The organism is Deltaproteobacteria bacterium (genome assembly GCA_013151915.1).
Lineage (GTDB): Bacteria > BMS3Abin14 > BMS3Abin14 > BMS3Abin14 > BMS3Abin14 > BMS3ABIN14.
This window is the reverse complement of record JAADHJ010000044.1, coordinates 105,616-126,927: the sequence shown is the minus strand read 5'-3', so window position 1 is coordinate 126,927 and position 21,312 is coordinate 105,616. Positions and strand designations below refer to the sequence as shown.

The following is a 21,312-nucleotide window of genomic DNA, read 5'->3' as shown; positions in this document are numbered from 1 at the left end:
CCGTCGATGGGGCTTGACCTCACCGCACGCAGGAAGTTACAACCTGACAAGGCATCCGGCCGGATGGCGAAAACGGATTGAATCGAAAGGAAAGTCCAGGGAAAGGATGGGATCTCAACAATGAAAAGAGTGGAATGGTTTCCCAACAAAAGGCGCAAAAATGTTTCGATCTTTATAGGGCTCCTGCTTGGCTTTGGACTCACCTACGGGATGAAGAACTCTGTCATGAGAATAATCCTGATTTACCTGATTACAGGGGGCGTTTTTCTCCTGGATAAACTGGTGCTCAGAAAGAGGTAAACCCCATTGACGGGCCATCATTTGGCTGATAAATTGTACCGGATATCGATGTTTTTTCCTCCTTATCGATGGTTTTAATTTCCGATTCAATGTTGATGACTTTTTACGAAGTCGTCAACGCGCCCACTTCCGGGGCGCGCAAATCAATGACTTGCAGCGCAAGTTCAAGTTGTTGATTTGTGAGGAAAGTGAAAATGACACTTTTCGCTTTCCGTAAAGTAAAAAGCCATTAATGGACTTTTTACGACCATATCAATAATGGAGCTTTTCGTGGTTTATCACCGCTCAACAATGTTTCAGGGAGGTTGATTATGGCAGGTAAAGCAACAAAGTTTGTCTATTTTTTTGGAGATGGGAAGGCTGACGGAAGCGGAAAAATGAAGGATCTGCTTGGCGGAAAAGGCGCCGGCCTGGCAGAAATGACCAGACTCAAGATCCCCGTTCCCGCCGGCTTTACCATCACGACTGAGGCTTGTAACGCCTACTTTGCCGATAACAGGAAGTACCCTGCAGGCATGTGGGACCAGGTGCTTGATAACCTGAAAAAGATTGAGAAGGCGATGGGCATGAAGCTCGGGGATTCAAAAAATCCTCTTCTTCTCTCCGTTCGTTCAGGCGCCAAGTTTTCCATGCCGGGAATGATGGACACTGTCTTGAACCTTGGACTCAATGAGACCACTTTAAAGGCCCTCATCAAGAAGACAGACAACGAGCGTTTTGCCCTGGACACCTTCAGAAGGCTTGTTTCCATGTTCGGGAGTACCGTCATGGGGTTGGACAGACAGCTTTTTGAAAACGCACTGGAAAAGATGAAGAGCGACAGGGGCATAAAGAATGATACGGAACTGACCGCCGAGGATCTCAGGGAACTTGTGAAGGAATTCAAGGGCATTTACCGATCTGAGACAGGCAAAGCTTTTCCCAGAGATCCCCTGCAGCAGGTCAAGCTTGCCATCAACGCTGTTTTTGAATCCTGGTTCGGGGAAAGGGCCGGAACCTACAGAAGGCTGAACGGAATACCCGATGATCTCGGCACGGCGTGCAACGTACAGGCCATGGTTTTTGGAAACATGGGCGAAAATTCAGGTACGGGCGTCGGCTTTACAAGGGATCCATCCACCGGCCGGAAGAAATTTTTTGCCGAGTACCTCATCGACGCACAAGGGGAGGATGTTGTTGCTGGAATAAGGACGCCTCTTCACATCAACGAAATGAAGAAGAAGCTGCCGGCCACATATAAAGAGTTGGATCGAATATATAAAAAGCTGGAAAAACACTACAAGGACATGTTGGACCTGGAGTTCACGGTGCAGGACGGCAAACTATACATGCTCCAGACCAGGATTGGAAAACGAACGGCGGCGGCATCCATCAAAATCGCCATTCAGTTGGTTAAGGAAAAACTGATCAACAAAAAGACCGCGATAATGAGAATCGACGCCGATCAGATTGATCAGCTTCTTCACCCGACCATTGATCCCAAGGCATCCGTTGACATCATTGCCAAGGGACTCCCTGCCTCCCCCGGCGCCGCTGTGGGAAAGGTCGTGTTTTCCGCAGCGGATGCCGAAAACGCCGCATCGCATGGCGAAAAGGTGATTCTGGTTAGGCCTGAGACCTCCCCTGAGGATATTGGAGGCATGGATGCCGCCCAGGGAATTCTCACCGCCAGAGGTGGCATGACATCCCACGCGGCCGTGGTGGCCAGGGGAATGGGCAAGTGCTGTGTCGCCGGCTGCACTGCTCTTGACATCAACGAAAAGAAGAAATCCTTTATTGTCGAACCCCATGTCATCAAGGAAGGGGATTACATCACCCTTAACGGTTCAACCGGGGAGGTGATGCTCGGACAGGTCCCCCTGGTTTCACCCGAGCTCACAGGGGATTTCAACACCATCATGAAGTGGTCCGACGAAATAAGAAAGCTGGGTGTCAGGGCAAATGCCGATACCCCCGCCGACGCCCGTATGGCATTAAAGTTTGGTGCTGAAGGGATCGGACTTGTACGCACCGAGCATATGTTCTTCGATGCCAAAAAGATCAAGGCGGTGCGTGAGATGATTCTGGCGGACGACACGGCGGGCAGAAAAAAAGCCCTCAAAAAGATCCTTCCCATGCAGAGGAAAGACTTTATCAACATCTTCAAGGTGATGGACGGCCTGCCGGTGACCATAAGGCTCCTTGATCCGCCCCTGCACGAGTTTCTTCCCAAAACCGAGAAGGATCTCAAGTCTCTGGCCGATGAGATGGGTGTACCCCTGGAGAAACTCAGGGCGAGGAACAAGTCGCTGCGTGAATTCAACCCCATGCTTGGCCACAGAGGATGCAGGCTTGCCATTACCTATCCCGAAATTGCCGAGATGCAGGTTCGGGCTATTATAGAAGCCGCCTGTCAGGTCTCCAAAAAGAACATCAAGGCTATTCCCGAGATTATGATCCCCCTCATCGCCGATGTAAAAGAGTTTAGCGTGATGCGTGAGATGACGGTGAGAGTGGCCGAAGAGGTGGAAAAACACTACAATGTGAAGATTCCCTACGATGTCGGAACCATGATTGAGATCGCCCGGGCAGCCCTGCTTGCCCATGAAATAGCCCCGGAGGCGGACTTCTACTCCTTTGGCACAAACGACCTGACTCAGACCACATACGGGCTGTCGAGGGATGACGCTGGAAGTTTCCTGCCCTATTACGTCGAACACGGGATATTTGAGAGTGATCCGTTTATGACCATCGACCGCAAGGGTGTGGGCCTGCTCATGAGGATGGCCATCGACAGCAGCAGGAAGATTAAAAAGGGCATGAAGATGGGGATCTGCGGGGAACAGGTGGATCCCGACTCGGTGGAATTCTGCTACGAGATCGGACTCACCTATGTCAGCGCCTCGCCGTTCAGGCTGCCTGCGGCCCGCCTCGCGGCGGCACAGGCAACATTGAGAAAAAAGATGAAAAAAGGCATGTCAAAAGCCTCGGTATAAAGCAGGCGTAAAGAGCGAAAAAAAGCTCCCGTCGCAAAAGGCGGGAGCTTTTTTTCGCTGAAAGGGTAATTACCATCCCAGGGCGTAGCCGGTTTCCAATCGGGCGGTCGCCACTCCGGACATGACACCGCTGCCGGCATTGAATCTGATACCCAGAACCCGCCCATGGTTCCAGTCTCCGGCCACCTCCACATCGTGCCCCTTTTCCCGGAGAACGGCGATGGCGGCATCCGGAATACGGCCCTCAACCGTCAGTCTGCCGGGGTTTGCGCTATGGGGGTAGAAGGATGCGGGAAAATGGCTCGAGTGGAAGGTTGGGGCATCCACAGCGGCCTGCATATTCATGTCAAAATCCACACAGTTCAGGAAAAACTGCAGGGTCCATTGGTCCTGCTGATCCCCACCCGGAGTTCCGAACACCATGAACGGCTGCCCTTCCCGCAAGACAAGGGAGGGGGTGAGAGTTGTTCTCGGCCGCTTACCCGGGACAAGGGCATTGGCATGGTCGGGATCGAGGGAAAACATCTGCATGCGCGACCCCAGGGGAAAGCCCAGCCCCGCAACGACGGGGGAGCTGGAAAACCACCCTCCGGATGGAGTGGCGGCAATCATGTTCCCCCATTGATCTACAGCGTCAAGATGGGTAGTGTCCCCTTTGAATACGTTCGGATTTCCCTTTTTTCGCCGGGGCCGGCTTGAAGCCGCATTGCCGGGACGGAGGTCCATTGAGGCATGATCCGGGTCGATCAACTTGCGCCGTTCGGTTGAATACCCTTTATCTAAAAGAATATCGAGAGGTACGTGAACAAAGTCGGGATCGCCATAATACTCTTCCCGATCCGCAAACGCCAGTTTGGCAACCTCTGTCAGGAGGTGAATGTATTCGGGCGAATTATGTCCCATCGAACACAGGTCATATCCTTCCAGGAGGTTTAACTGCTGTAAAAAAACCGGCCCCTGGGTCCATGGACCGCACTTGAAGACCTCATATCCCCTATAGGTTGTGGAAACGGGTTCCTCGACCCGGGCAGCGTGATTAAACAGATCCTCCTTTGTCAAAAGCCCGCTGAATCTGTTGCCCATGGAATCAGGAGACCTGCTTTCCTGGGCAAATCTCACTATCCGTTCCGCGATTTCACCCTTATAAAACAGGTCGTGCGCAGCCTGAAGACCGGCCCTGCGTCCCCTTTTCTTCTCCCGATATTCCGCCGCTGCAAGTCTCTTGAACATTTCAGCTATATCAGCCTGCCTATACAGCTCTCCTATCGCCGGGATCCGACCATTGGGGAGAAATGCATCCGCCGAAGTAGGCCATGAATCATTAAACCGTTGGGAATTCTGTTCCAGGGCGGCCTGGAGGACTCCATACATGGGAAACCCGCACTCCGCCAGGTCAATGGCAGCCTCGAGGACCTGCGAAAGCCTCATTGTTCCGAATCTGGAAAGGGCCGCGATCCAGGTGGACAAGGCATCCGGCACCACGGCAGCCGGCAGACCATCCCCCGGAACCGCATCGAACCCGTTTCTTTTAAACCATTCGATGGTAGCCTTCCCGGGGGCCGGTCCCTGTCCACAAAGGCTCACGACCCGTTTCTCGTCGGCCAGATAAATCAGTATGGGCACCTCGCCACCGATTCCGTAGATGTAAGGTTCCAGCACGGCCAGGGCAAAACCCATCGCAACCCCGGCATCAATGGCATTACCACCGTCCTCGAGGATGCGGACCCCTATCCTGCCGGCCAGGTAATGCCCGCTCGTGACCATTCCGTGGGTGCCCATTATGACAGGGCGGGTGGTGAAATCCTCGGGTCGGGAAGGGGCCAGGACGCTAAGCATGTTCCGGGATTTACCGGTACTCATATGACTCCCTTCAGCTCCATACCTCTACTTCATAAAAGGAAGGACCCAGATCAGCACCAGAAAAACATAGCATATCACGAGGGAAAGGAGAACGTAGGGCACGGTGTAGGAAAAGAATTTCTTCAGGGGCATCTTTTCCCCGTCTTCCTTTTCGCCCATTGTCAGGGCGACGTAAAGAGCAGGAGCCCCGGCGATAGTGAGGTTGCTTCCCAGCGTGCCTGCCCAGACAAGCGCCCAGTAATATGGCCAGGCGTTGATGTTCAAGCTCTGATGCAGATCCCGAATCACATAGAGGATGGTCAGGATATACGCGTCGTGTTCCACGAATGCGACGATGGGGGATGTTACCCAGTAAAGGACCGATGTCCCTGTAAGCAGGCCGGATTTGATAAAGGGAATGAGCCAGTTCGCCACAATTTTAAGAACATGGGTATACTCGAGGGCACCCACGAGAGCAAAAAGGGCCACGTAAAACCCGATGGCTGACCATTCGATCTCCCCCAGCATTCCCTCGAGATCCGGAACATCCATTTTTAGTGGTTTTTTCAACAGTTCAAAGACAAGTACCATTATAAGGGTACCGGCGAAAGCGATGAACCCAAGCTTGAAACCGAGAAATTGTCTCAACGACATCCCGATGACCGTCCAGATAAAACCGGCACAGACAAGGAAAGCAAACCGCTTATCCTTGATATGCACCATCGTTTCTCCGGCGTCAGCGTGGGCGGCCTTCTCATCCAGGGTACACATCGCCAACTCTGACCTTTTGAACTTGAAATAGAAAACCAGGCAAACCAGTAAATAGGTAACGGTCAGGATAAGAAATGAAGACGGTCTCCCGGAATGCCAGATAAATCCGAGGAACTCGATGCCGGATACACTGTGAAGCATCTGTGGAGGGAGATCCCCAAGGAGGAGAGCCGTACCCATGAAATTTGAACATAGCCCGATGAAAAGGATAGGTCCGGTTGCCTTGAAATTATAAATTTTCCTGATATGGAAGACAATGGGAGCCAGCATCAGCACCACAACTACATTGTCTATGAACATGGAGATAAAGCCGGCGAGCACACCGAGGAGGGTCACGAAAAGGGGGATGTTCCCCTTGGAAAGACGGAGGGTGAGGTCCCCGAGCTTTTCGGGAATGCCCGTTTTCCCGAAATAGCCGGCGATCAGCCATACGCTGATCAGGATCATGATGACGTCCCAGTCAACAAAAGTAAAAGCCTGAATCTCCGTTATACTTCCCACCGCCACCATGGCAACTACGCCGAGCAGGGCAGCTACCACGGGGTCGATTTTTCGCGTGATGATCAGAACAATCGTAACCGCGAAGATCAGAACGGTAATGATCTGAGTTGGTTCCATCGTCCTCCCTTTCTCATCCTTATTAAGCGGTTTTTACCCGCCTTTCATCGCCTTCCAGCAATTTGAGATGGCCGTTTTCAGCGAAGCCTTTGCCATGGCGGCATCCATGGGTCCGAACCCCAGAAGATTCCTGGACAGGGCGTACGACAATTCCCAGGGATCTGCCAAAAAGGCGCTGCCCCTCCATTCTCCTTTAGGAACACACCTGATTTCAGAGGATGATCCGGTGACCTCCCGAACCATCTCCGCCACTTCCTCCCAGGTCATATAGATAGTGGAAAAATTAAATGTTCGACCATAAGCCTTGGGATTAAAGAGGGTAAGGTCCAATGCCTGGACCATATCAGCCAAATGGAGGAAACTCCCCCCGGCGTCCGCTGGAACCTCCAGGAGTTCGCCCTCAGCCGCGGTCCTCAGCATTTCCCGCAGGTGCCTGCCTCCTATTTCCTCCCCGTAAGCCCACCAGAACCGAAATATGGTGGCCGGTATTCCTTTTTCCTTTTCGTATAAAAGACACAGCTTTTCCGCAGCCGCTTTGGCAATTCCATAAAGCGGCTTTCTCGCCTCTTCCACCACCAATGGGTGTCCTTCATCAATGGGGTAATACCGTGGTTTGCCGTATACTACGGCGGTACTGGCATAAACCAGGTGCCTGACCCGCCGGGACGCCATTTCCTCCAGAAGATAGAGATGGTCTTTAATGTCACCATCGAAAACCTCCAGGGGGTCGTTTGAGAACGACCATGCAAGATGAAGAACCGCATCAACCTCTTCAACGGCGGATCGGAGCAACTCTCTGTCCCCAAGGTTACCATGGAATCTGGTTAGATTGGCGTTGTGAATGAAGTTGAGAGGCTCTACATCCCTGTCAAAGACCCTGACTTTATAACCCCTTTCAAGGAGGGACAAAGTCAGATATCTGCCCACGGACCCGGCGCCGCCGGTAATGAGGATCGTTGTATTCGAACGGCCCATAGTTAAAGAAGACAACCCTTTAAGAAGAACGGGCAGGGGCCGGAGGAAAGGGCCCCTGCCACCAGGACATTTAAATCAGGCCTCCGCAATCTTGTTGCCGGCCTTTATCTTGTCCCTGACCAACTTTACCGCCGGCAGAAGGAACAGGAAAAAAGCGATAGACATGAAAACCGTGGAGATGGTCGTACTGAAGAAAACCGAGAAGGACCCATCTCCTATGATCAGGCTCTGGCGCAGGAACCTCTCGGTCATGCCTCCCAGAACCAGAGCAACAGCGAGCGGGGCCAGGGGATAGTCCAGCTTCTTCATGACGTATCCGACCAGACCGAAGATCAGGGTACACCAGACGTCGAACATCAGGTTACGCATCACATAGCTGCCGATAAAGCAGGCAATGACGATGGTCGGTGTAAGAAGCCCCCAGGGGACCCTCATGATGGAGGCCAGCATCGGCGTGCCCAGGAGACAGATGAGCAGGCAGACCATTCCGGAAAGGAAAAGGCTGGCGATGAGACCCCAGACGAACACCGGCTGCTCGATAAACAGCCTCGGACCCGGCCAGAGACCCCACATATAAAGGCCGGCAAGGAGAACAGCCGCAGTGGGAGAACCGGGAATCCCCAGGGAGATCATGGGGAGCAGGGCCCCCGTCCCGGCCGCGTTGGCCGCGGCCTGGGGCGCCAGCACCCCCTCGATTGCACCCTGGCCATATTTCTCGGGATGCTTGGAGTACTGTTTGGCAATGCCGTAGCCAAGGAAGGATGCCGGGGTAGCCCCGGTTCCAGGCAGGATCCCAACGAAAAAACCAAGAACGGCGCTGAAAAACGTCAGGCCGAAATGCTCTTTCGTCGCCTTGAAGCCTGCCTTGATATCCTGCCACCCCAGCTTGGCATGGATTACCTCCTTGATCTCGGTTGAGAACCGTTCTTCCCCATCGATCATTATCTCGCCCAGACCGAAAAGCCCGATGGTCACAGGAACGAAATGAAAACCGCTGAGAAAGGCCATTGTGCCGAATGTCAACCTCGGATGGCCCGTAACTATGTCTAGTCCAACCATCGTCAGGATCAACCCGAAGCATGTGCTTACAAGAGTCTTCGTGGCGGACCCCCTGCCAAGCCCAACGAAGGTGCTGAAAGCGAGCAACATGATTCCGAACATCTCCGGGGGACCGAACTTGAGTGCGAACAGGGCCAGCGGCATGGCAAAGGCCACGAAAAAGATGGCCGCAACAAAAATTCCCACGAAGGAGGACAGGAAAGCGGCGGCCAGAGCCAGGCCGGCTTGCCCCTTTTTAGCCATGGGATACCCATCAAAAATAAGGGCCACCGACCATGGCTCCCCGGGGATGGCGAAAAGAACGGAGGTGATAACCCCTCCATAAAGGGCGCCCCAGTATATGGCGGCCAGAAAAATAATGGCGACCGTAGGTGGTACCAGGACGGTCACCGGGAGCAGCAGGGCCACCCCTGCGGTTCCGCCGAGTCCCGGCAGGACGCCAACCGCAAGGCCCAGCAGAAGGCCCAGGGTCATCATAAGTAAAGAGAGTGGTTGTAGAGCCACCCCAAATCCAGTCATCAGGTGAGCCAGTGTTTCCATCTATTCCTCCTGATCTGAAGGCCTTTCTTCAAACCGTTCGGTTTTTACCTTTGCAGTTTCCTGCAGAAAACCTTCAAACGGTTATCCGGAGGCTGCCAAGTCCCGTAGAGCGATGAGGTGTCTTAATTCCACGGGAGATTCAACCATGATATTTTTCAGCCCGGTTTGACTGTATCTCGGACCTTGATTTTTGGTTAAAACGGGAAAAGACCCCTCTTGTACAGAAAACTCTTCGGCAAGGGAAGTTGCAGCCCTTTCTCCATTCCGAAATAGACTGCCACCGTCATGACGACGCTAAAGAGGATCACCGTTCGCCAACGGTGTTTTCCCAGCCACCGGGTGAAAAGAATACAGTAGCCGAGAGTGGCCCAGTAGATCCCTGTGTAGATGATGCCTACGGTAAGCAGCGCCGCAGTAAAAAAGATTCGGACAGCCTCCCATAGCCCCTGCTTGTTAACGAAAAACGGTTCGCCATCATCTTTTTTTCTCAGGCCGATGACGAGAATCATGACGGAACACAGGAGCATCAACAATCCCAGCCAGAAGAGGGTAAAACCAGCCGCAGGCCCCTGCTGCTCCACCCACCCGAAGCCAAGCCGGAAAGCCTCACGGAGTGTCACGATAGATATAATTATAAAACCCAGCGCGGTAATCAACTCACCTTTTTTCAAAATACCCTCCCCTGGATGTCCTGATAATCGGGGGCGCAGGTCCCTTACCCATGGAACCCGCCACCCCCTTTGATCACAGTTTGCCCATAAACGATATTTAAACGTTCGTTATTCGAAGGCTATTTGATCCAGCCTTGAGCCTTCATGATTTTTTTGTGCAGCTTCTCATATTTCTCGCAGAACTTGTAAAGGGCCTTGCCCGATATCGAGGTCCGCTGCAGACCGAACTTAGCCGCGAATGTCACCCAGGCCGGGTCGTCGGAAATCTTCCTGAAAAGCTCTATCATTCCGTCCTGTGCCTCTTTTGAGATCCCCGGAGGGGCGAAGACCGCCCGCATCATGTTGTAGCTGAAATCGAAACCCAGCTCCTTGGCCGTGGGAACATTCTCAAGGCCTTTGACGTCCAGCCGTTTATCCTGAAATACAACCAGCGGCCTGACAAATTCCGGGAAGAAGGGCCCGGCTTCGCTGACCTGGTTCACCGACGCTTCAATGTGCTTGCCCACCAGGGCCTTGGCCACGGACCCACCGCCCTTGAAGGGCACATACCTGAAAGGCTTGGTCTTGCCGATAGTCTCGATGGCCCTGAAGACGATCTCATCTTCCTGCTTGGATCCCGTTCCCCCAACCGTGAGGCTGCGCTTGCGTGCCTCTGTCAGAAAATCCTCGAAGGTCTTAAAGGGGCTGTCCTTTGGGACCCAGAGGGGGAAGTTGTCCAGTGCCAGTAGATAGATTGGTGTAAAGTTTCGGAAAGTAAAAGGCAGACTCTGGAACAGGGGTGTGGTGATAAAGGAATTCAGGGTGATCATCATCGTGTAGCCGTCACCCTTCTGGTTGAGGACATAATTCATGGCAACGGCCCCGGCGCCACCCGCTTTGTTGACAGGGATTATGGCCTGATCAACGTAATGACCCTTCACGTTAAGGCCCACCAGGAATCGGACGTATTTATCCGCCCCACCACCAGCGCCCGCCGGGATAACAAAACTGATCGGCCGCGTCGGCCATGCCGCCTTTGCCACTCCACCGAAAAGAGCGATGGAAGCGACCGCAATGACGGCGACAAGCAGAAATGTATAGCGCTTTTTCATGCTTCGCATAACTTTTCCCTCCTAAAAAAAACCTTAAATTCCCCCCGCAAGCTTCATTTCTCTAAACTCCAACATCAGACATCTCCTTCCATCGGCACCCCCTTTTCTTCAAATAGGGTTAAGAATCCGGCCTGACAATGTCCGGTAAAAAAGGGTCCTGGGTAAGCCCACCGGCTTAATTGCGCAAGGGCCCCCAGGACCCTGACCAAACAATCCCGGCCTTAAATCATGCTGTTTCTCTCGGTCCCTGAACAGGAAGCGCAACCGGGATTCCCGGGGCCTTCAGTTTCGCATCGATGAAAGCCTGCATCTTGGCAATGTGCTCATCAGTGAGATGAGCAAAACGCGCCTGACCCTTCATGTACTCCTTGACAGGCTTGTACTCTTTGGGAGTATGGTCATAGGTGTACTCCCCATTCTCCCACTCATAGTTGACCCACATTCCGGTTTCCATGGCCAACTTGGCCACCGAAACGGTCTTCTTCGCGTCAAACAACCAACCCTTCGGACAGGGACTGTGGATGTGCAGGAAGGTCGGGCCCTTGTAATTGAGCGCCTTTCTGACCTTGTTGATGAGATCAACAGGATAGCCCACCGACGCCGTGGCAACATACTTCACCGCCGGATGTCCACCAATTACCAGCTGGGGCGCGTCCTTGGGAAAGAGGGTTTTTCCCTCCGGGATTGCCTTACCGGGAGGGGTAAAGGTCGTATTGGCCCCGTAGGGGGTCGCCGGTGAAGTCTGGATGCCCGTGTTCGCGTAGGACTCGTTGTCGTACATGATGAAGAGAACGTCGTGCCCCCTGTACATCAGGCCTGACATGGCCTGGAGCCCGATGTCGATGGATCCTCCATCCCCTGCCATGACAACAACGTTGGGAAGCTTTCCCTTGTACTTTCCTTTCCGGATCTTGACCTGATAGGCAGCTTCCACACCGGAGGCGATAGCCCCTGCGTTGGTTATCTGGCAGTGCATCCATGGATAGGCAAATGGACTGCTAAGATAGCTGGTGTTGGCCACATACATGCATCCCGTCGGTCCCAGGAAGATCGACTCCGGCCCAGCCGCCTTCGAAACCAATTTATAGCACAGGGCGGGACCGCAGCCCGCGCAAGTCCGGTGTCCAGGAACGTAATATTCCTCCTGGGGAACCCTGCGGATCGATTTGACCCGCTCCAAATTCTGTGTTTCAACCACATTCGCCATAATAATACTCCTTTTATAGTTATCAGAATTCTTTGCCTGACAGCCTGGAGATGATAAGCTGCAGGTTAAATTCCTTCCTTTTCAAATCCCAGCCAGTAGACATACTTCTTGATCTTCTTGTCCTTGATCGCCTGGCTCAGGACCTTGGCCATGTTATAGAACTCGTTGAGGGTAACCACTTCCCCACCAAGGCCGGCCATGAAGGAAGTTACCAGTGGCTGCTTTGGCGAATCGTAAAGGGAAGCCCGAACCTCATGAATAAGGTTTCCACCCTTCATCGCTCCTCCGTAGGAGGTGCTCGTCTCGACACATCCGACCGCTTTGAACTTGGAGAGGCACTCCTTGACCACTTCGGTCGGGAAGGGTCTTACAAAGCGCAGTTTTACCATGCCGGCCTTTACTCCTTTTTTCCGGAGGTGATTTACGGCAAAACGGGCCGTCCTGGCATGGGCTCCCTGGATGAAGAATACGAAGTCGGCATCGTCGGTCATATACTCTTCAACAAATGGGTTGTAGGTTCGCCCGAAGATCCTGCTGAAGTCATCCATCACCTGCTCGGTTACTTTGGGCACATCCAGGTGGGCCTGTGCCCGCTGGATGTCGATGGCTGATCCCTGGTCAGGGTAGACCTGGGGACCGTGGGAGGTGGGATTGGTGGGATCCAGGGGATCCGGGGGATCATAAGGCGGGAGGAACTCATCCACCTGGGACTGCTCCGGCAGGACCACCTTGCCGGGGATGTGGGAAACAAAGTACCCGTCCTGGCAGCAGAACTGGGGCAGCATGATTTTCGGGTCTTCGCCTATCCGGTAGTAAATCAGGGTGTTGTCAAATGCCTCCTGGGGGGTCTCAGCCCAACCCATGATCCATCCCTGGTCCCGACAACCCATGACATCCGTGTGCTCGGAACCGAAGTCTCCTGGAGGATCCAGGGCGCGGTCGGCAATAATCATCTGGATGGGGTACCGTCCGCCCGCGGCGGGGGAGTAGCATTCCATCGCGTAAGCGACACCGACACCGGAACTCCCGGTATATGCCCTTGCTCCCGCAGCGGAAGCACCGTAGGCTATGGATACTTGGGCGTGTTCCCCTTCTCCATGGACGAATTCAGCGTCCAGTTCCCCATTGGCAACAATCTTTGAAAGCTCCATCATAACGCCTGTATATGGACGTATGGGGTAGGAACTGATGACCTCGACCCTCGCAAACTTGGCACCAAAGGCTGAGGCCGCACAGCCAGCCAAAAACATTTCTTTCGCCATTTTCAACACCTCCTCCTAGAATGGTTTCTCCAGACGGACGACACCATCCTCAAATTCCAGCTCATTAACCGCGGTGAGAGCAAATGCAGGACACTCAACTGCACAGATGAGGCAACCCTTACAGAAGTCCGCGTTCCAGACCATCTTTTCCTCTTCTTCGTCCAGATGCCAACAGGCGTCGGGACAATAAATGAAGCAGTTCAGACAGAGGGTGCACTTCTCGTGGTCAATGACCGGACGGTCGGTTCGCCAGTTGCCCGTAATCATCATCCTGTTTTCCTTTACCGGGGCGGGGAGAACCGCACCCCTCGGGACCTCTTTTCCTTCCGGAAACTTAAAATCAGACATGATCTTCTCCTTTTTTAAAGAGATTTTACCTGTGCTGTCTCGTAGCCCTTTTTCACACCATCCTTATTTGCAGCTACCGCAACGAGACTCTCCAGTGTCAGGCGGTCTGTTGCCTTCGCCGCCGCCCCAACTATCGGCGCGGAGATTCCCGCCCCAACGGATACGGTTTCCACGCCTCCTTCAGATCCCATGAAATCCAGGTCAACAGCACCCGCGATCGAATTGGCGTCAACACACACGATGGCATCGAGCAGGTCCTTGTTGGGAATAAACTTGAGGATTTCCTCCGGTGATCTCTTGGTGTTGACCACGAGGACTCCGCCCTTCGGCATGCCCCTGAGCACGTTTATCCCCTTGACAATGGTGTCATCCATGATCACTGACATGTTGGGATGGTCGTTTTCGTAGTCATAGCGCATTTCGAGGTCTTCATCGCTGATGCGGGCATACTTCCGCAGAGGAACCTGGACCCTGTCGGGCAGATCCGCGTAGTCGTCCCACGCCTGGACGAATTTACCGTCTTTATCCGCTGAGTTGGCAATCAGGAGTGACAGATGCCGCCCCTCCATATCCTGGGTCACCCCTCGCGCCCAAATAGTAACTTCATATACTTCGCCCATAATGTATTACCTCCTTTATTCAGTAAAAAACTCTGGGTTCCCTAACAGGGTGGTCTCACTATATCCCCCCTTTCTGTTCGGTTTTATCAAGTTCCTCCTTTCTGTTGACCGAGATCAGACTGTTTTCAATATCTTCCAGATGCTCACGCATTATGCCGGCCGCAAGCTCCTTATTCCCCGCTTTCATGGCATTGACCATCTCTTTGTGGCGAACAAGGGATTTTTCCGGCCTTCCCTTTATCTGCAGGTAGTTATCACGACTCTCGCTGAAAAACTCCATGGCGGCGTCCATCATACGCAGAAGAATCCTGTTTTTTGTCGCCTCAGCCAACGCGTAATGAAACGCCCTATCAACATCCGTGCCTGTCCCTCCCCCGGCAACCTGCGATTCCTGATCGGCAAGGATCTCTTCCATCTGGTCAATCTCTTCAGATGTGGCCCGTTCGGCAGCCAGATAGGCGACCTGAGGTTCTATTAACCTCCGTACCTCGAACAGTTCACTCTGCACATCCTTTTCGGAAAGGATTACAGATGCAAAGGGCTTCACCAGCAGCTCGACGGGCTGGCTGGCCACGTATGTCCCGTTTCCCCGCCGGCTTTCCAGAAACCCCTGGCTCTCAAGCGTTCGGAGAGCCTCCCGAAGGGACGATCTGCTTACGCTGAACGTCTCCGCCAACTCCCGTTCCCCCGGAAGCTGATCACCCTCCTTGAGGGTGCCGCTGCTGATCATCTCGGTCACTTTTGCGACGATCTCCTCGTACACCTTCGTCTTCTTAATGGGTTTGACCAACATGGAATATTCTTCCCTCAACCTTTCCGCTTAAAGGCTGACGACGAAATATTAGACAAAGCGGCATGCTGCCGGGCCGCTTCAGCGAAATGATGGGAGGTCAATACACAGCGTGAAAAATCAGCCTCCCCATCGCCTTTCGAACATTCTTCCAGCCCCAACATGATGGCCCTCTTACATGAAGCCTCCAGGTCGGCTCCGGTCCATCCCTCACTCGCATCCGCCAGGGTATCGATATCCACATCGGTATCCAACGGCAGGGACCGCAAATAGGTCTCAAGGATCTCCTGCCTTTCCTCACGATCCGGAAGGGGAAATTCAACGACATAGTCAAAACGTCCGGCTCTGAGCAGGGCCGGCTCCATCAGGTCAATTCGATTCGTTGCGGCAATGACGACAACCCCGAGAGAACCGTGAAGGCCATCCAGTTCCCTGAAAAGCTGGCTGACCATTCTCTGGGATACATTACCCGCATCATCAGCGGAACGCGCCGAGGCGATGGTTTCGATCTCGTCAAAAAACAGGATGCAGGGCGAAGCCTGCTTTGCCCGTTTGAATACCTCCCTGAGTCCCTTTTCAGACTCGCCAACCCACTTCGACAGAAGGGTCGGAGGATCAACGACTATCAGGGTCATGCCCATTTCCCCCGCAAGGGACCTGGCCATCAGGGTCTTCCCGGTCCCGGACGGACCGGAGAAAAGAACCCCCTTGGGCGGACCCAGGCGGGAATTGGCAAAGAGAGACAATCCCTGCAGGGGAAGCTGTACGATCGAACGAAGTTTCCGCTTGATCTCTTTCAATCCCCCGATGTCGTTAAAGGAAAGACGAGGCCGTTCAACCATGAACTCCCGGGTGGAGGTCGGCTCGACTCCCTTGAAGGCCGTCAGGAAATCTTCGGCGGTAACCTCAATGCTTAAACCATTTTTCAGCACCGGCTTTTTGTCCACCTCGAACTTGATCTCCGGCATGATTCGCCGCAGGGTCGCCATGCCTGCCTCCTTACAAAGGGCGGCAATATCGGCTCCCACGTACCCATGGGTGATTTCTGCAAGGCGGTCCAGATCGACATCGGCTGCAAGCGGCATCTTGCGGGAATGGATCTTCAGAATCTGGAGACGGCCCGGTCTATTGGGAACGCCGATGCTGATCTCACGATCGAAACGTCCGGGACGCCGAAGTGCCGGATCGACCAGCTCAGGAAGATTGGTGGCGCCGATAATCACCACATCCCCCCTGGAAACCAGGCCGTCCATCAGGGCAAGCAGCTGGGCGACAACACGTTTTTCAACGTCCCCGATAACCTTGGCCCTCCTCGGGGCGAGAGCATCGATCTCGTCGAGGAAAATGATACTGGGAGCGTTTCTTCGTGCCTCTTCAAATACCTCCCTTAGCTTAGCCTCGCTTTCCCCGTAATACTTATGGATGACCTCGGGACCATTCACGTGGATAAAATGCGCCCTGACCTCACTGGAGATGGTGCGGGCCACAAGGGTTTTTCCTGTGCCCGGAGGCCCTGAGAGGAGGACACCTTTTGGGGGATCAATGCCAAGCTTGGTAAAGAGGTCCGGAAATCTCAACGGAAGCTCTATCATCTCCTTGACACGGCTTAACTCCTTTTCCAGCCCTCCAATATCCTCGTAGGAAATTCTGGCAGCCTTTTCGTGCAAGACATCGGGAGTTTTAAAGGAGATGGAGGTATTGGAAGTTATCAGGAGCGCCCCTCGCGGACTCGCGCCATCAACAATAAAGAATTGGGGCCGCGTACCGAAGAGGGTGACCTGGATTTTGTCGCCAAGCACCACGTACCGCCCTGAAAGCATCTGAAGTATATGGGGGATTTCGGAATCTTTCGGAATTATACTGGCGGTTTCCATAGGTGAGAGCAGGATGCTCTCAGCCGGTTTGAAGGGGACTTTCCGAATTGTACACCATTCATCAACCGAAACGTTGGCATTTTCCCGCGTAATACCGTCTATCTGAATCAGGCTTTGTCCGGAATACTCAGGGGTAGCCTGCGCCGTGCGAGCCACCGTAGACCCGCGGCCGGAAATCATGAGTAGATCGCCGGGAACGGCTCTTATGCTCTTCAACTCCTCGGTATCCACGCGGGCAAACCCCTTGCCCACGTCCTCGATGAACGCTTCGGCTACCCGAAGAGAGAGTTCTTCCCTTGGCCTGATTTTAGCTTCAACTTTCACTTTCCTCTGACACCCCCCGGTTGTTACCGTTCCATAGTGGTATGATGGTACGATGGTATGATGGTACGACCACTGTGGTCAGACCAATACTTAAAGAAAGACGCGCTGTTTGTCAAATAAAAAATCAAACAGTGTTCGCCGGGCAAAAACAGCCCGGCGGAAATCGATCCGTTCCGCTCCTAAACAGGCATAGTTAAATATTACCTGCGCCCGGCGGATCCCGCAACTATTATCGCAATTTTTCCTGGAACGGCGATCCCGCCCTGCCGGGTTGCCCACGCATAATTCTGCACACACAGCGTGGGACCTGGCGGGAGAAATCGGAACATTGTCGAAAGTGGGAAAAGTGGAACAGAGGATTCAACTGAATAACTGAGCCCCCGGTTGGGGGCTCAGGGTAAAAAAATTCTCCACAAAAGGATCTCGCCGCAAAAAGTCGTCAACTGAAAATCTTCATGGCGCAAAGCTTGCCGCACATAGAACATACGTCTTCGAGAACCGGGTGATCGGCAAACCTCCGTTTAAACTCCACCGGATCGAGTGCGTGGTCCATTTGTCCCTGCCAGTCCAGTGTCACCCGGCATCGCGACATGGCAGCGTCCCGGTCTATGGCTCTCCGGTTTCCCCTTGCAATATCCACGGCATGGGCGGCTATACGCGAGGCCATGACTCCGTGCCTGACGTCGTCCACATTGGGTAGGCCGAGATGCTCGGCGGGAGTGACATAGCAGAGAAAATCGGCTCCCGCCATCCCTGCGATGGCGCCGCCGATGGCCCCGGTAATATGATCATACCCCGCTCCAACATCGGTCACGAGCGGTCCAAGGACGTAAAAGGGAGCCCCGTGGCACAACCTCTTCTGGAGCACGACGTTGGTCTCAATCTGATGCAGAGGAATGTGACCGGGCCCCTCCACTATCACCTGGACACCGGCATCCCAGGCCCTGATAGTCAGTTCTCCCAGCGTGACGAGTTCCTCTATCTGGGCGGGGTCGGTGGCGTCCGCAAGGCTTCCAGGGCGCAGCCCATCACCAAGGCTGATCGTGACATCGTGTTCCTTCAGGATCGTCAGCAGGTCGTCGTAATACGTGTAAAGCGGATTCTCCTTCCCTTCCCTCTCCATCCATGCGGCAAGAAGCGATCCCCCACGGCTGACTATGCGGGTCACCCGGGCTGAACTGCGAACCTTCGCCACCGCCGACCTGGTGACGCCGCAGTGCAGGGTTACGAAATCCACCCCGGCTTCCGCGTGTTTCCTTACGGCATCGAAAAGATCGTCGGGAGTAATACAGGATGGGTCTCCGTTTCTTTCGTAGGCGCTCACTGCCGCGTCATAGATAGGAACCGTTCCCACCGGAACGGTGGAACGCTTGATGATCTCCTTCCGCAATCCCTCCATGTCACCGCCCGTGGAAAGATCCATAATGGCGTCGGCACCGGCGTCAATAGCCGCCTCCAGCTTGGCGAGCTCCTGGTCCGGATCGTTGCATGCCAGACTGGTTCCAAAGTTGGCGTTGACCTTGACGGTAAACGGGCCCCCTATTCCTTTGGGCTTCAGGGACGTGTGGGCAGGGTTGGCCGGAATGGCGGCCGTCCCGGCGGCAAGAACCTCAATCACCTGGTCCGTGGAGACTTCCTCGTCCTCCGCGACCTGCCTCATTATCTCCGTGGTGCGCCCTTCAAGGGCGGCTATTCTCTGGGTGCTCATCGATTAATCTCCAGTTCCCAGGGGACGTAGTTAAGTTGTTAAGTTGTCCGGTTGAGGGCTGTTTTTTTAAAGAGATTTTGAATCCTGACTTAACAACTTAACTATGCCCCCCATAAAATACAGCCCCTATGATAGCTATTATTCTATCAGAAAGCGGGGAAGGTAACACAGTTGAAAAGAATAATGAAGGATTGTTTTTCGGTTGTTCACCTCATGGGCAAAGCTCTCACGGGGGTTTTGTCTCTTCCCTTAAACGCCATAATATGAGAAGTGTCGGCCCGTGTTGCAGGGAGGAGAATCGACAACCATACCGGAGGATACATGGGTATTTATGGAAAATATTTTCTCCCAAGATTAGTGCACCTCACCTGCGGAGGAGCGCCGCTTATGAAACAGCGGAAAAAAGTCGTTCCGATGGCGGAAGGCCTGGTGCTGGAGATCGGGATAGGGTCCGGGCTCAATATTCCTTTTTACTCAAGCGACCGTGTCCGCCGATTATGGGGTCTGGATCCATCCCGTGAGTTATGGGCCATGGCGGAAAAAAGCGTGGAGACCGCCGGTTTTGATGTTCAGTTCATCCAGGGGTCAGCCGAAAAAATTCCGCTTGATGACGCCAGTATGGACACGATATTAGTAACATATGCCCTCTGTACGATTCCGAATATCCTTCCGGCCCTTGGGGAAATGCGCCGTGTTCTGAAGCCTCGCGGAAAGCTCATATTCTGTGAGCACGGATCAGCGCCCGATCAAGGGGTCTTGCGGTGGCAGAAACGGATAAATCCTCTCTGGAAAATGGTCAGCGGCGGCTGCCACCTTGACCGTCCTATCCCATCGCTCATTGAACGGTCGGGGTTCAGAATTGAGATGATTGAATCCATGTATATACCCGGCTGGAAACCCGCGAGTTTTAACTACTGGGGTTCGGCCACGCCTTCCCCACCGTGATGCACCATCTCCCGAATCTCAAGGTTTTAGCTTCCCGGGGCATTTTCTTTCGGAAGATCAGTCAGTGGGGCTTCCTGCTCTGGTGTATTTTTATCGGGGTGCGTTTCGGGATTTTCGTCCATCGGTACCGTCTGGGGGGTACGCCGGGATTTCCGAGACCTCCATCAGTGGAGGCTTTCCTCCCCATCGGGTCACTTGTCGGTCTCAGGCATCTTTTTTCGACCGGAGTGATTCACCCCGTTCATCCCGCGGGTATTATCCTCCTCATGACCTTTTTCGGAATGAGCCTCGCCGCCAAGAAATCCTTTTGTTCCTTCATCTGCCCGGTGGGCACTTTGTCCGAGCGGCTCTGGAAGGGGGGAGAAAAACTGTTCGGCCGCACCTGGCATCCGCCAAAGCCGGTTGACATTCCCCTGAGATCAGCCAAATACCTTCTTCTTTACCTCTTTATCAATATTATCTTCTTCAAAATGCCGGCTGCCGGGATTCTCCCCTTTCTCAATGGGCCCTATTGGGCAGTGGCCGACGTCAAGATGTTCGATTTTTTCGTGCACATCTCCCCTTTTGCCGCTGGAATCATTCTGGCCCTCGCTGTTCTTTCCCTCCCGTTGAAAAATTTCTGGTGCCGCTATCTGTGCCCCTACGGCGCTCTGGTGGGGCTTTTTTCCCTGCTCAGTCCCTGGAAAATACGTCGCAACGGGGAAAACTGCACGGAGTGCGGATCATGCGCCCGGTCATGCCCATCCTACCTCCCTGTGAACAGGAAAACTGTGGTTCGGTCGGTCGAATGCACCGGCTGTCTGACCTGTGTCAGCAATTGTCCGGAAGATAAAGCCCTGTCCATGTCCCTGCCCTTCTGGAAAAAACCTCTGCCGGTCTGGGGCTTCCCCTCCTTTGTCCTGTTTCTTTTCACCCTGGGGGTGGGATGGGGAATGATGGCGGGACATTGGCAGACATCCCTTACCCCCGCGGACTATAGAACCCTTATCCCCCTGGCCGCCGGGCTTTCCCATTAAAAAGGGGGAGCCGACGCTCCCCCTTTCCCTGCCGGATCTTTCCTGTCCATCTTACTCTACTTCGGACTTAGCTCTCCTGAGAAAATAATTCCGGGCTTTCAACAGGCTGCCGGCGATCAGGGCTACAAAAACGGTTGCGGCACAAAATATCAGGGCGATCACTGCCATTGTGGTGATAAATTCCAACATTTCAGGTTCCTCCCTTCGAAATTAATCTGAAGTCTTAAAGAACCTCAGAAACCGTGCTTTTGGACCTGGAGCGGCTGAGCTTGAAAATACCGCCTATTACAAGAGCGACCAGGCCGGAAACAACGCCAAACACCAGGGCCATTATTACCAGCATCATCAGGAACTCCAACATTTTAAACACCTCCTTCAG

19 protein-coding genes are annotated in these 21,312 nt (G+C 53.7%); 4 read left to right on the top strand and 15 right to left on the bottom strand.

The features are described 5' to 3' along the window. Window positions 1-120: 120 nt before the first annotated feature. Together GXP52_08800 and GXP52_08795 are read left to right on the top strand one after the other, a co-directional pair. Window positions 121-300: a hypothetical protein gene (locus GXP52_08800; protein NOY87384.1), complete on the top strand. Its 180-nt coding sequence runs from the start codon at window positions 121-123 to the stop codon at window positions 298-300. Window positions 301-611: 311 nt separating this feature from the next. Further along, the gene (locus GXP52_08795; protein ID NOY87383.1) at window positions 612-3,275 is read left to right on the top strand and encodes a pyruvate, phosphate dikinase; all 2,664 of its coding nucleotides are present in this window, start codon (window positions 612-614) and stop codon (window positions 3,273-3,275) included. A 69-nt stretch (window positions 3,276-3,344) separates the two neighbouring features. On the opposite strand, the gene GXP52_08790 is transcribed toward GXP52_08795, so the two are convergent. From GXP52_08790 to thiC, 13 genes are all read right to left on the bottom strand, one after another. Continuing rightward, window positions 3,345-5,135: a gamma-glutamyltransferase family protein gene (locus GXP52_08790; GenBank protein ID NOY87382.1), complete on the bottom strand. Its 1,791-nt coding sequence runs from the start codon at window positions 5,133-5,135 to the stop codon at window positions 3,345-3,347. A 24-nt stretch (window positions 5,136-5,159) separates the two neighbouring features. Next, window positions 5,160-6,503, bottom strand: a complete 1,344-nt coding sequence (locus GXP52_08785; GenBank protein NOY87381.1) for a permease — start codon at window positions 6,501-6,503, stop codon at window positions 5,160-5,162. Window positions 6,504-6,536: 33 nt separating this feature from the next. Beyond that, window positions 6,537-7,478, bottom strand: a complete 942-nt coding sequence (locus GXP52_08780; protein NOY87380.1) for an NAD-dependent epimerase/dehydratase family protein — start codon at window positions 7,476-7,478, stop codon at window positions 6,537-6,539. Between the two features lie 75 nt (window positions 7,479-7,553). Next, on the bottom strand, window positions 7,554-9,077 hold the full coding sequence (locus GXP52_08775; protein ID NOY87379.1) for a tripartite tricarboxylate transporter permease: 1,524 nt from the start codon (window positions 9,075-9,077) through the stop codon (window positions 7,554-7,556). 194 nt (window positions 9,078-9,271) lie between these two features. After that, the gene (locus tag GXP52_08770) at window positions 9,272-9,748 is read right to left on the bottom strand and encodes a hypothetical protein (GenBank protein NOY87378.1); all 477 of its coding nucleotides are present in this window, start codon (window positions 9,746-9,748) and stop codon (window positions 9,272-9,274) included. Between the two features lie 119 nt (window positions 9,749-9,867). Then, complete coding sequence (locus GXP52_08765; GenBank protein NOY87377.1) at window positions 9,868-10,848, bottom strand: tripartite tricarboxylate transporter substrate binding protein; 981 nt, start codon at window positions 10,846-10,848, stop codon at window positions 9,868-9,870. A 217-nt stretch (window positions 10,849-11,065) separates the two neighbouring features. Further along, the gene (locus GXP52_08760; protein ID NOY87376.1) at window positions 11,066-12,046 is read right to left on the bottom strand and encodes a pyruvate ferredoxin oxidoreductase; all 981 of its coding nucleotides are present in this window, start codon (window positions 12,044-12,046) and stop codon (window positions 11,066-11,068) included. Between the two features lie 65 nt (window positions 12,047-12,111). Then, entirely contained in the window at window positions 12,112-13,308 is a 1,197-nt protein-coding gene (locus tag GXP52_08755) for a pyruvate ferredoxin oxidoreductase (GenBank protein ID NOY87375.1), read from the bottom strand. A gap of 15 nt (window positions 13,309-13,323) precedes the next feature. After that, window positions 13,324-13,656, bottom strand: a complete 333-nt coding sequence (locus tag GXP52_08750) for a pyruvate ferredoxin oxidoreductase (protein NOY87374.1) — start codon at window positions 13,654-13,656, stop codon at window positions 13,324-13,326. A 14-nt stretch (window positions 13,657-13,670) separates the two neighbouring features. Further along, window positions 13,671-14,276 carry a pyruvate ferredoxin oxidoreductase gene (locus GXP52_08745; protein NOY87373.1) on the bottom strand — a complete coding sequence of 202 codons (606 nt, stop codon included), beginning with the start codon at window positions 14,274-14,276 and terminating at the stop codon, window positions 13,671-13,673. A gap of 58 nt (window positions 14,277-14,334) precedes the next feature. Then, the gene (locus tag GXP52_08740; protein ID NOY87372.1) at window positions 14,335-15,069 is read right to left on the bottom strand and encodes a FadR family transcriptional regulator; all 735 of its coding nucleotides are present in this window, start codon (window positions 15,067-15,069) and stop codon (window positions 14,335-14,337) included. A 14-nt stretch (window positions 15,070-15,083) separates the two neighbouring features. Continuing rightward, window positions 15,084-17,264 (bottom strand): CDC48 family AAA ATPase, encoded by a 2,181-nt coding sequence (locus tag GXP52_08735; GenBank protein NOY87371.1) that lies wholly within the window; start codon window positions 17,262-17,264, stop codon window positions 15,084-15,086. 439 nt (window positions 17,265-17,703) lie between these two features. Beyond that, window positions 17,704-18,972 carry a phosphomethylpyrimidine synthase ThiC gene (gene thiC / locus GXP52_08730; protein NOY87370.1) on the bottom strand — a complete coding sequence of 423 codons (1,269 nt, stop codon included), beginning with the start codon at window positions 18,970-18,972 and terminating at the stop codon, window positions 17,704-17,706. A gap of 321 nt (window positions 18,973-19,293) precedes the next feature. Here thiC and GXP52_08725 point away from each other — a divergent pair, with 321 nt between their 5' ends. Together GXP52_08725 and GXP52_08720 are read left to right on the top strand one after the other, a co-directional pair. After that, entirely contained in the window at window positions 19,294-19,917 is a 624-nt protein-coding gene (locus tag GXP52_08725) for a class I SAM-dependent methyltransferase (protein ID NOY87369.1), read from the top strand. After that, on the top strand, window positions 19,917-20,933 hold the full coding sequence (locus GXP52_08720) for a 4Fe-4S binding protein (protein NOY87368.1): 1,017 nt from the start codon (window positions 19,917-19,919) through the stop codon (window positions 20,931-20,933). Before GXP52_08725 ends, GXP52_08720 begins: the two co-directional genes overlap by 1 nt. Window positions 20,934-20,984: 51 nt before the next feature. Here the strand turns inward: GXP52_08720 and GXP52_08715 are convergent, their stop codons facing one another. Both GXP52_08715 and GXP52_08710 read right to left on the bottom strand, forming a co-directional pair. Next, window positions 20,985-21,122, bottom strand: coding sequence for a hypothetical protein (locus GXP52_08715; protein ID NOY87367.1), 138 nt, complete (start codon window positions 21,120-21,122; stop codon window positions 20,985-20,987). Window positions 21,123-21,156: 34 nt separating this feature from the next. Continuing rightward, window positions 21,157-21,294 (bottom strand): hypothetical protein, encoded by a 138-nt coding sequence (locus GXP52_08710; protein ID NOY87366.1) that lies wholly within the window; start codon window positions 21,292-21,294, stop codon window positions 21,157-21,159. Between the last annotated feature and the right edge of the window lie 18 nt (window positions 21,295-21,312).

Coding starts and splice junctions, on each gene's coding strand:
- GXP52_08795 (NOY87383.1), top strand. CDS start 612: ATGGCAGGTAAAGCAACAAAGTTTGTCTATTTTTTTGGAGATGGGAAG.
- GXP52_08760 (NOY87376.1), bottom strand. CDS start 12,046: ATGGCGAATGTGGTTGAAACACAGAATTTGGAGCGGGTCAAATCGATC.
- GXP52_08790 (NOY87382.1), bottom strand. CDS start 5,135: ATGAGTACCGGTAAATCCCGGAACATGCTTAGCGTCCTGGCCCCTTCC.
- GXP52_08765 (NOY87377.1), bottom strand. CDS start 10,848: ATGCGAAGCATGAAAAAGCGCTATACATTTCTGCTTGTCGCCGTCATT.
- GXP52_08755 (NOY87375.1), bottom strand. CDS start 13,308: ATGGCGAAAGAAATGTTTTTGGCTGGCTGTGCGGCCTCAGCCTTTGGT.
- GXP52_08750 (NOY87374.1), bottom strand. CDS start 13,656: ATGTCTGATTTTAAGTTTCCGGAAGGAAAAGAGGTCCCGAGGGGTGCG.
- GXP52_08710 (NOY87366.1), bottom strand. CDS start 21,294: ATGTTGGAGTTCCTGATGATGCTGGTAATAATGGCCCTGGTGTTTGGC.
- GXP52_08720 (NOY87368.1), top strand. CDS start 19,917: ATGCACCATCTCCCGAATCTCAAGGTTTTAGCTTCCCGGGGCATTTTC.
- GXP52_08785 (NOY87381.1), bottom strand. CDS start 6,503: ATGGAACCAACTCAGATCATTACCGTTCTGATCTTCGCGGTTACGATT.
- GXP52_08775 (NOY87379.1), bottom strand. CDS start 9,077: ATGGAAACACTGGCTCACCTGATGACTGGATTTGGGGTGGCTCTACAA.
- GXP52_08800 (NOY87384.1), top strand. CDS start 121: ATGAAAAGAGTGGAATGGTTTCCCAACAAAAGGCGCAAAAATGTTTCG.
- GXP52_08745 (NOY87373.1), bottom strand. CDS start 14,276: ATGGGCGAAGTATATGAAGTTACTATTTGGGCGCGAGGGGTGACCCAG.
- thiC (NOY87370.1), bottom strand. CDS start 18,972: ATGAGCACCCAGAGAATAGCCGCCCTTGAAGGGCGCACCACGGAGATA.
- GXP52_08780 (NOY87380.1), bottom strand. CDS start 7,478: ATGGGCCGTTCGAATACAACGATCCTCATTACCGGCGGCGCCGGGTCC.
- GXP52_08725 (NOY87369.1), top strand. CDS start 19,294: ATGGGTATTTATGGAAAATATTTTCTCCCAAGATTAGTGCACCTCACC.
- GXP52_08740 (NOY87372.1), bottom strand. CDS start 15,069: ATGTTGGTCAAACCCATTAAGAAGACGAAGGTGTACGAGGAGATCGTC.
- GXP52_08715 (NOY87367.1), bottom strand. CDS start 21,122: ATGTTGGAATTTATCACCACAATGGCAGTGATCGCCCTGATATTTTGT.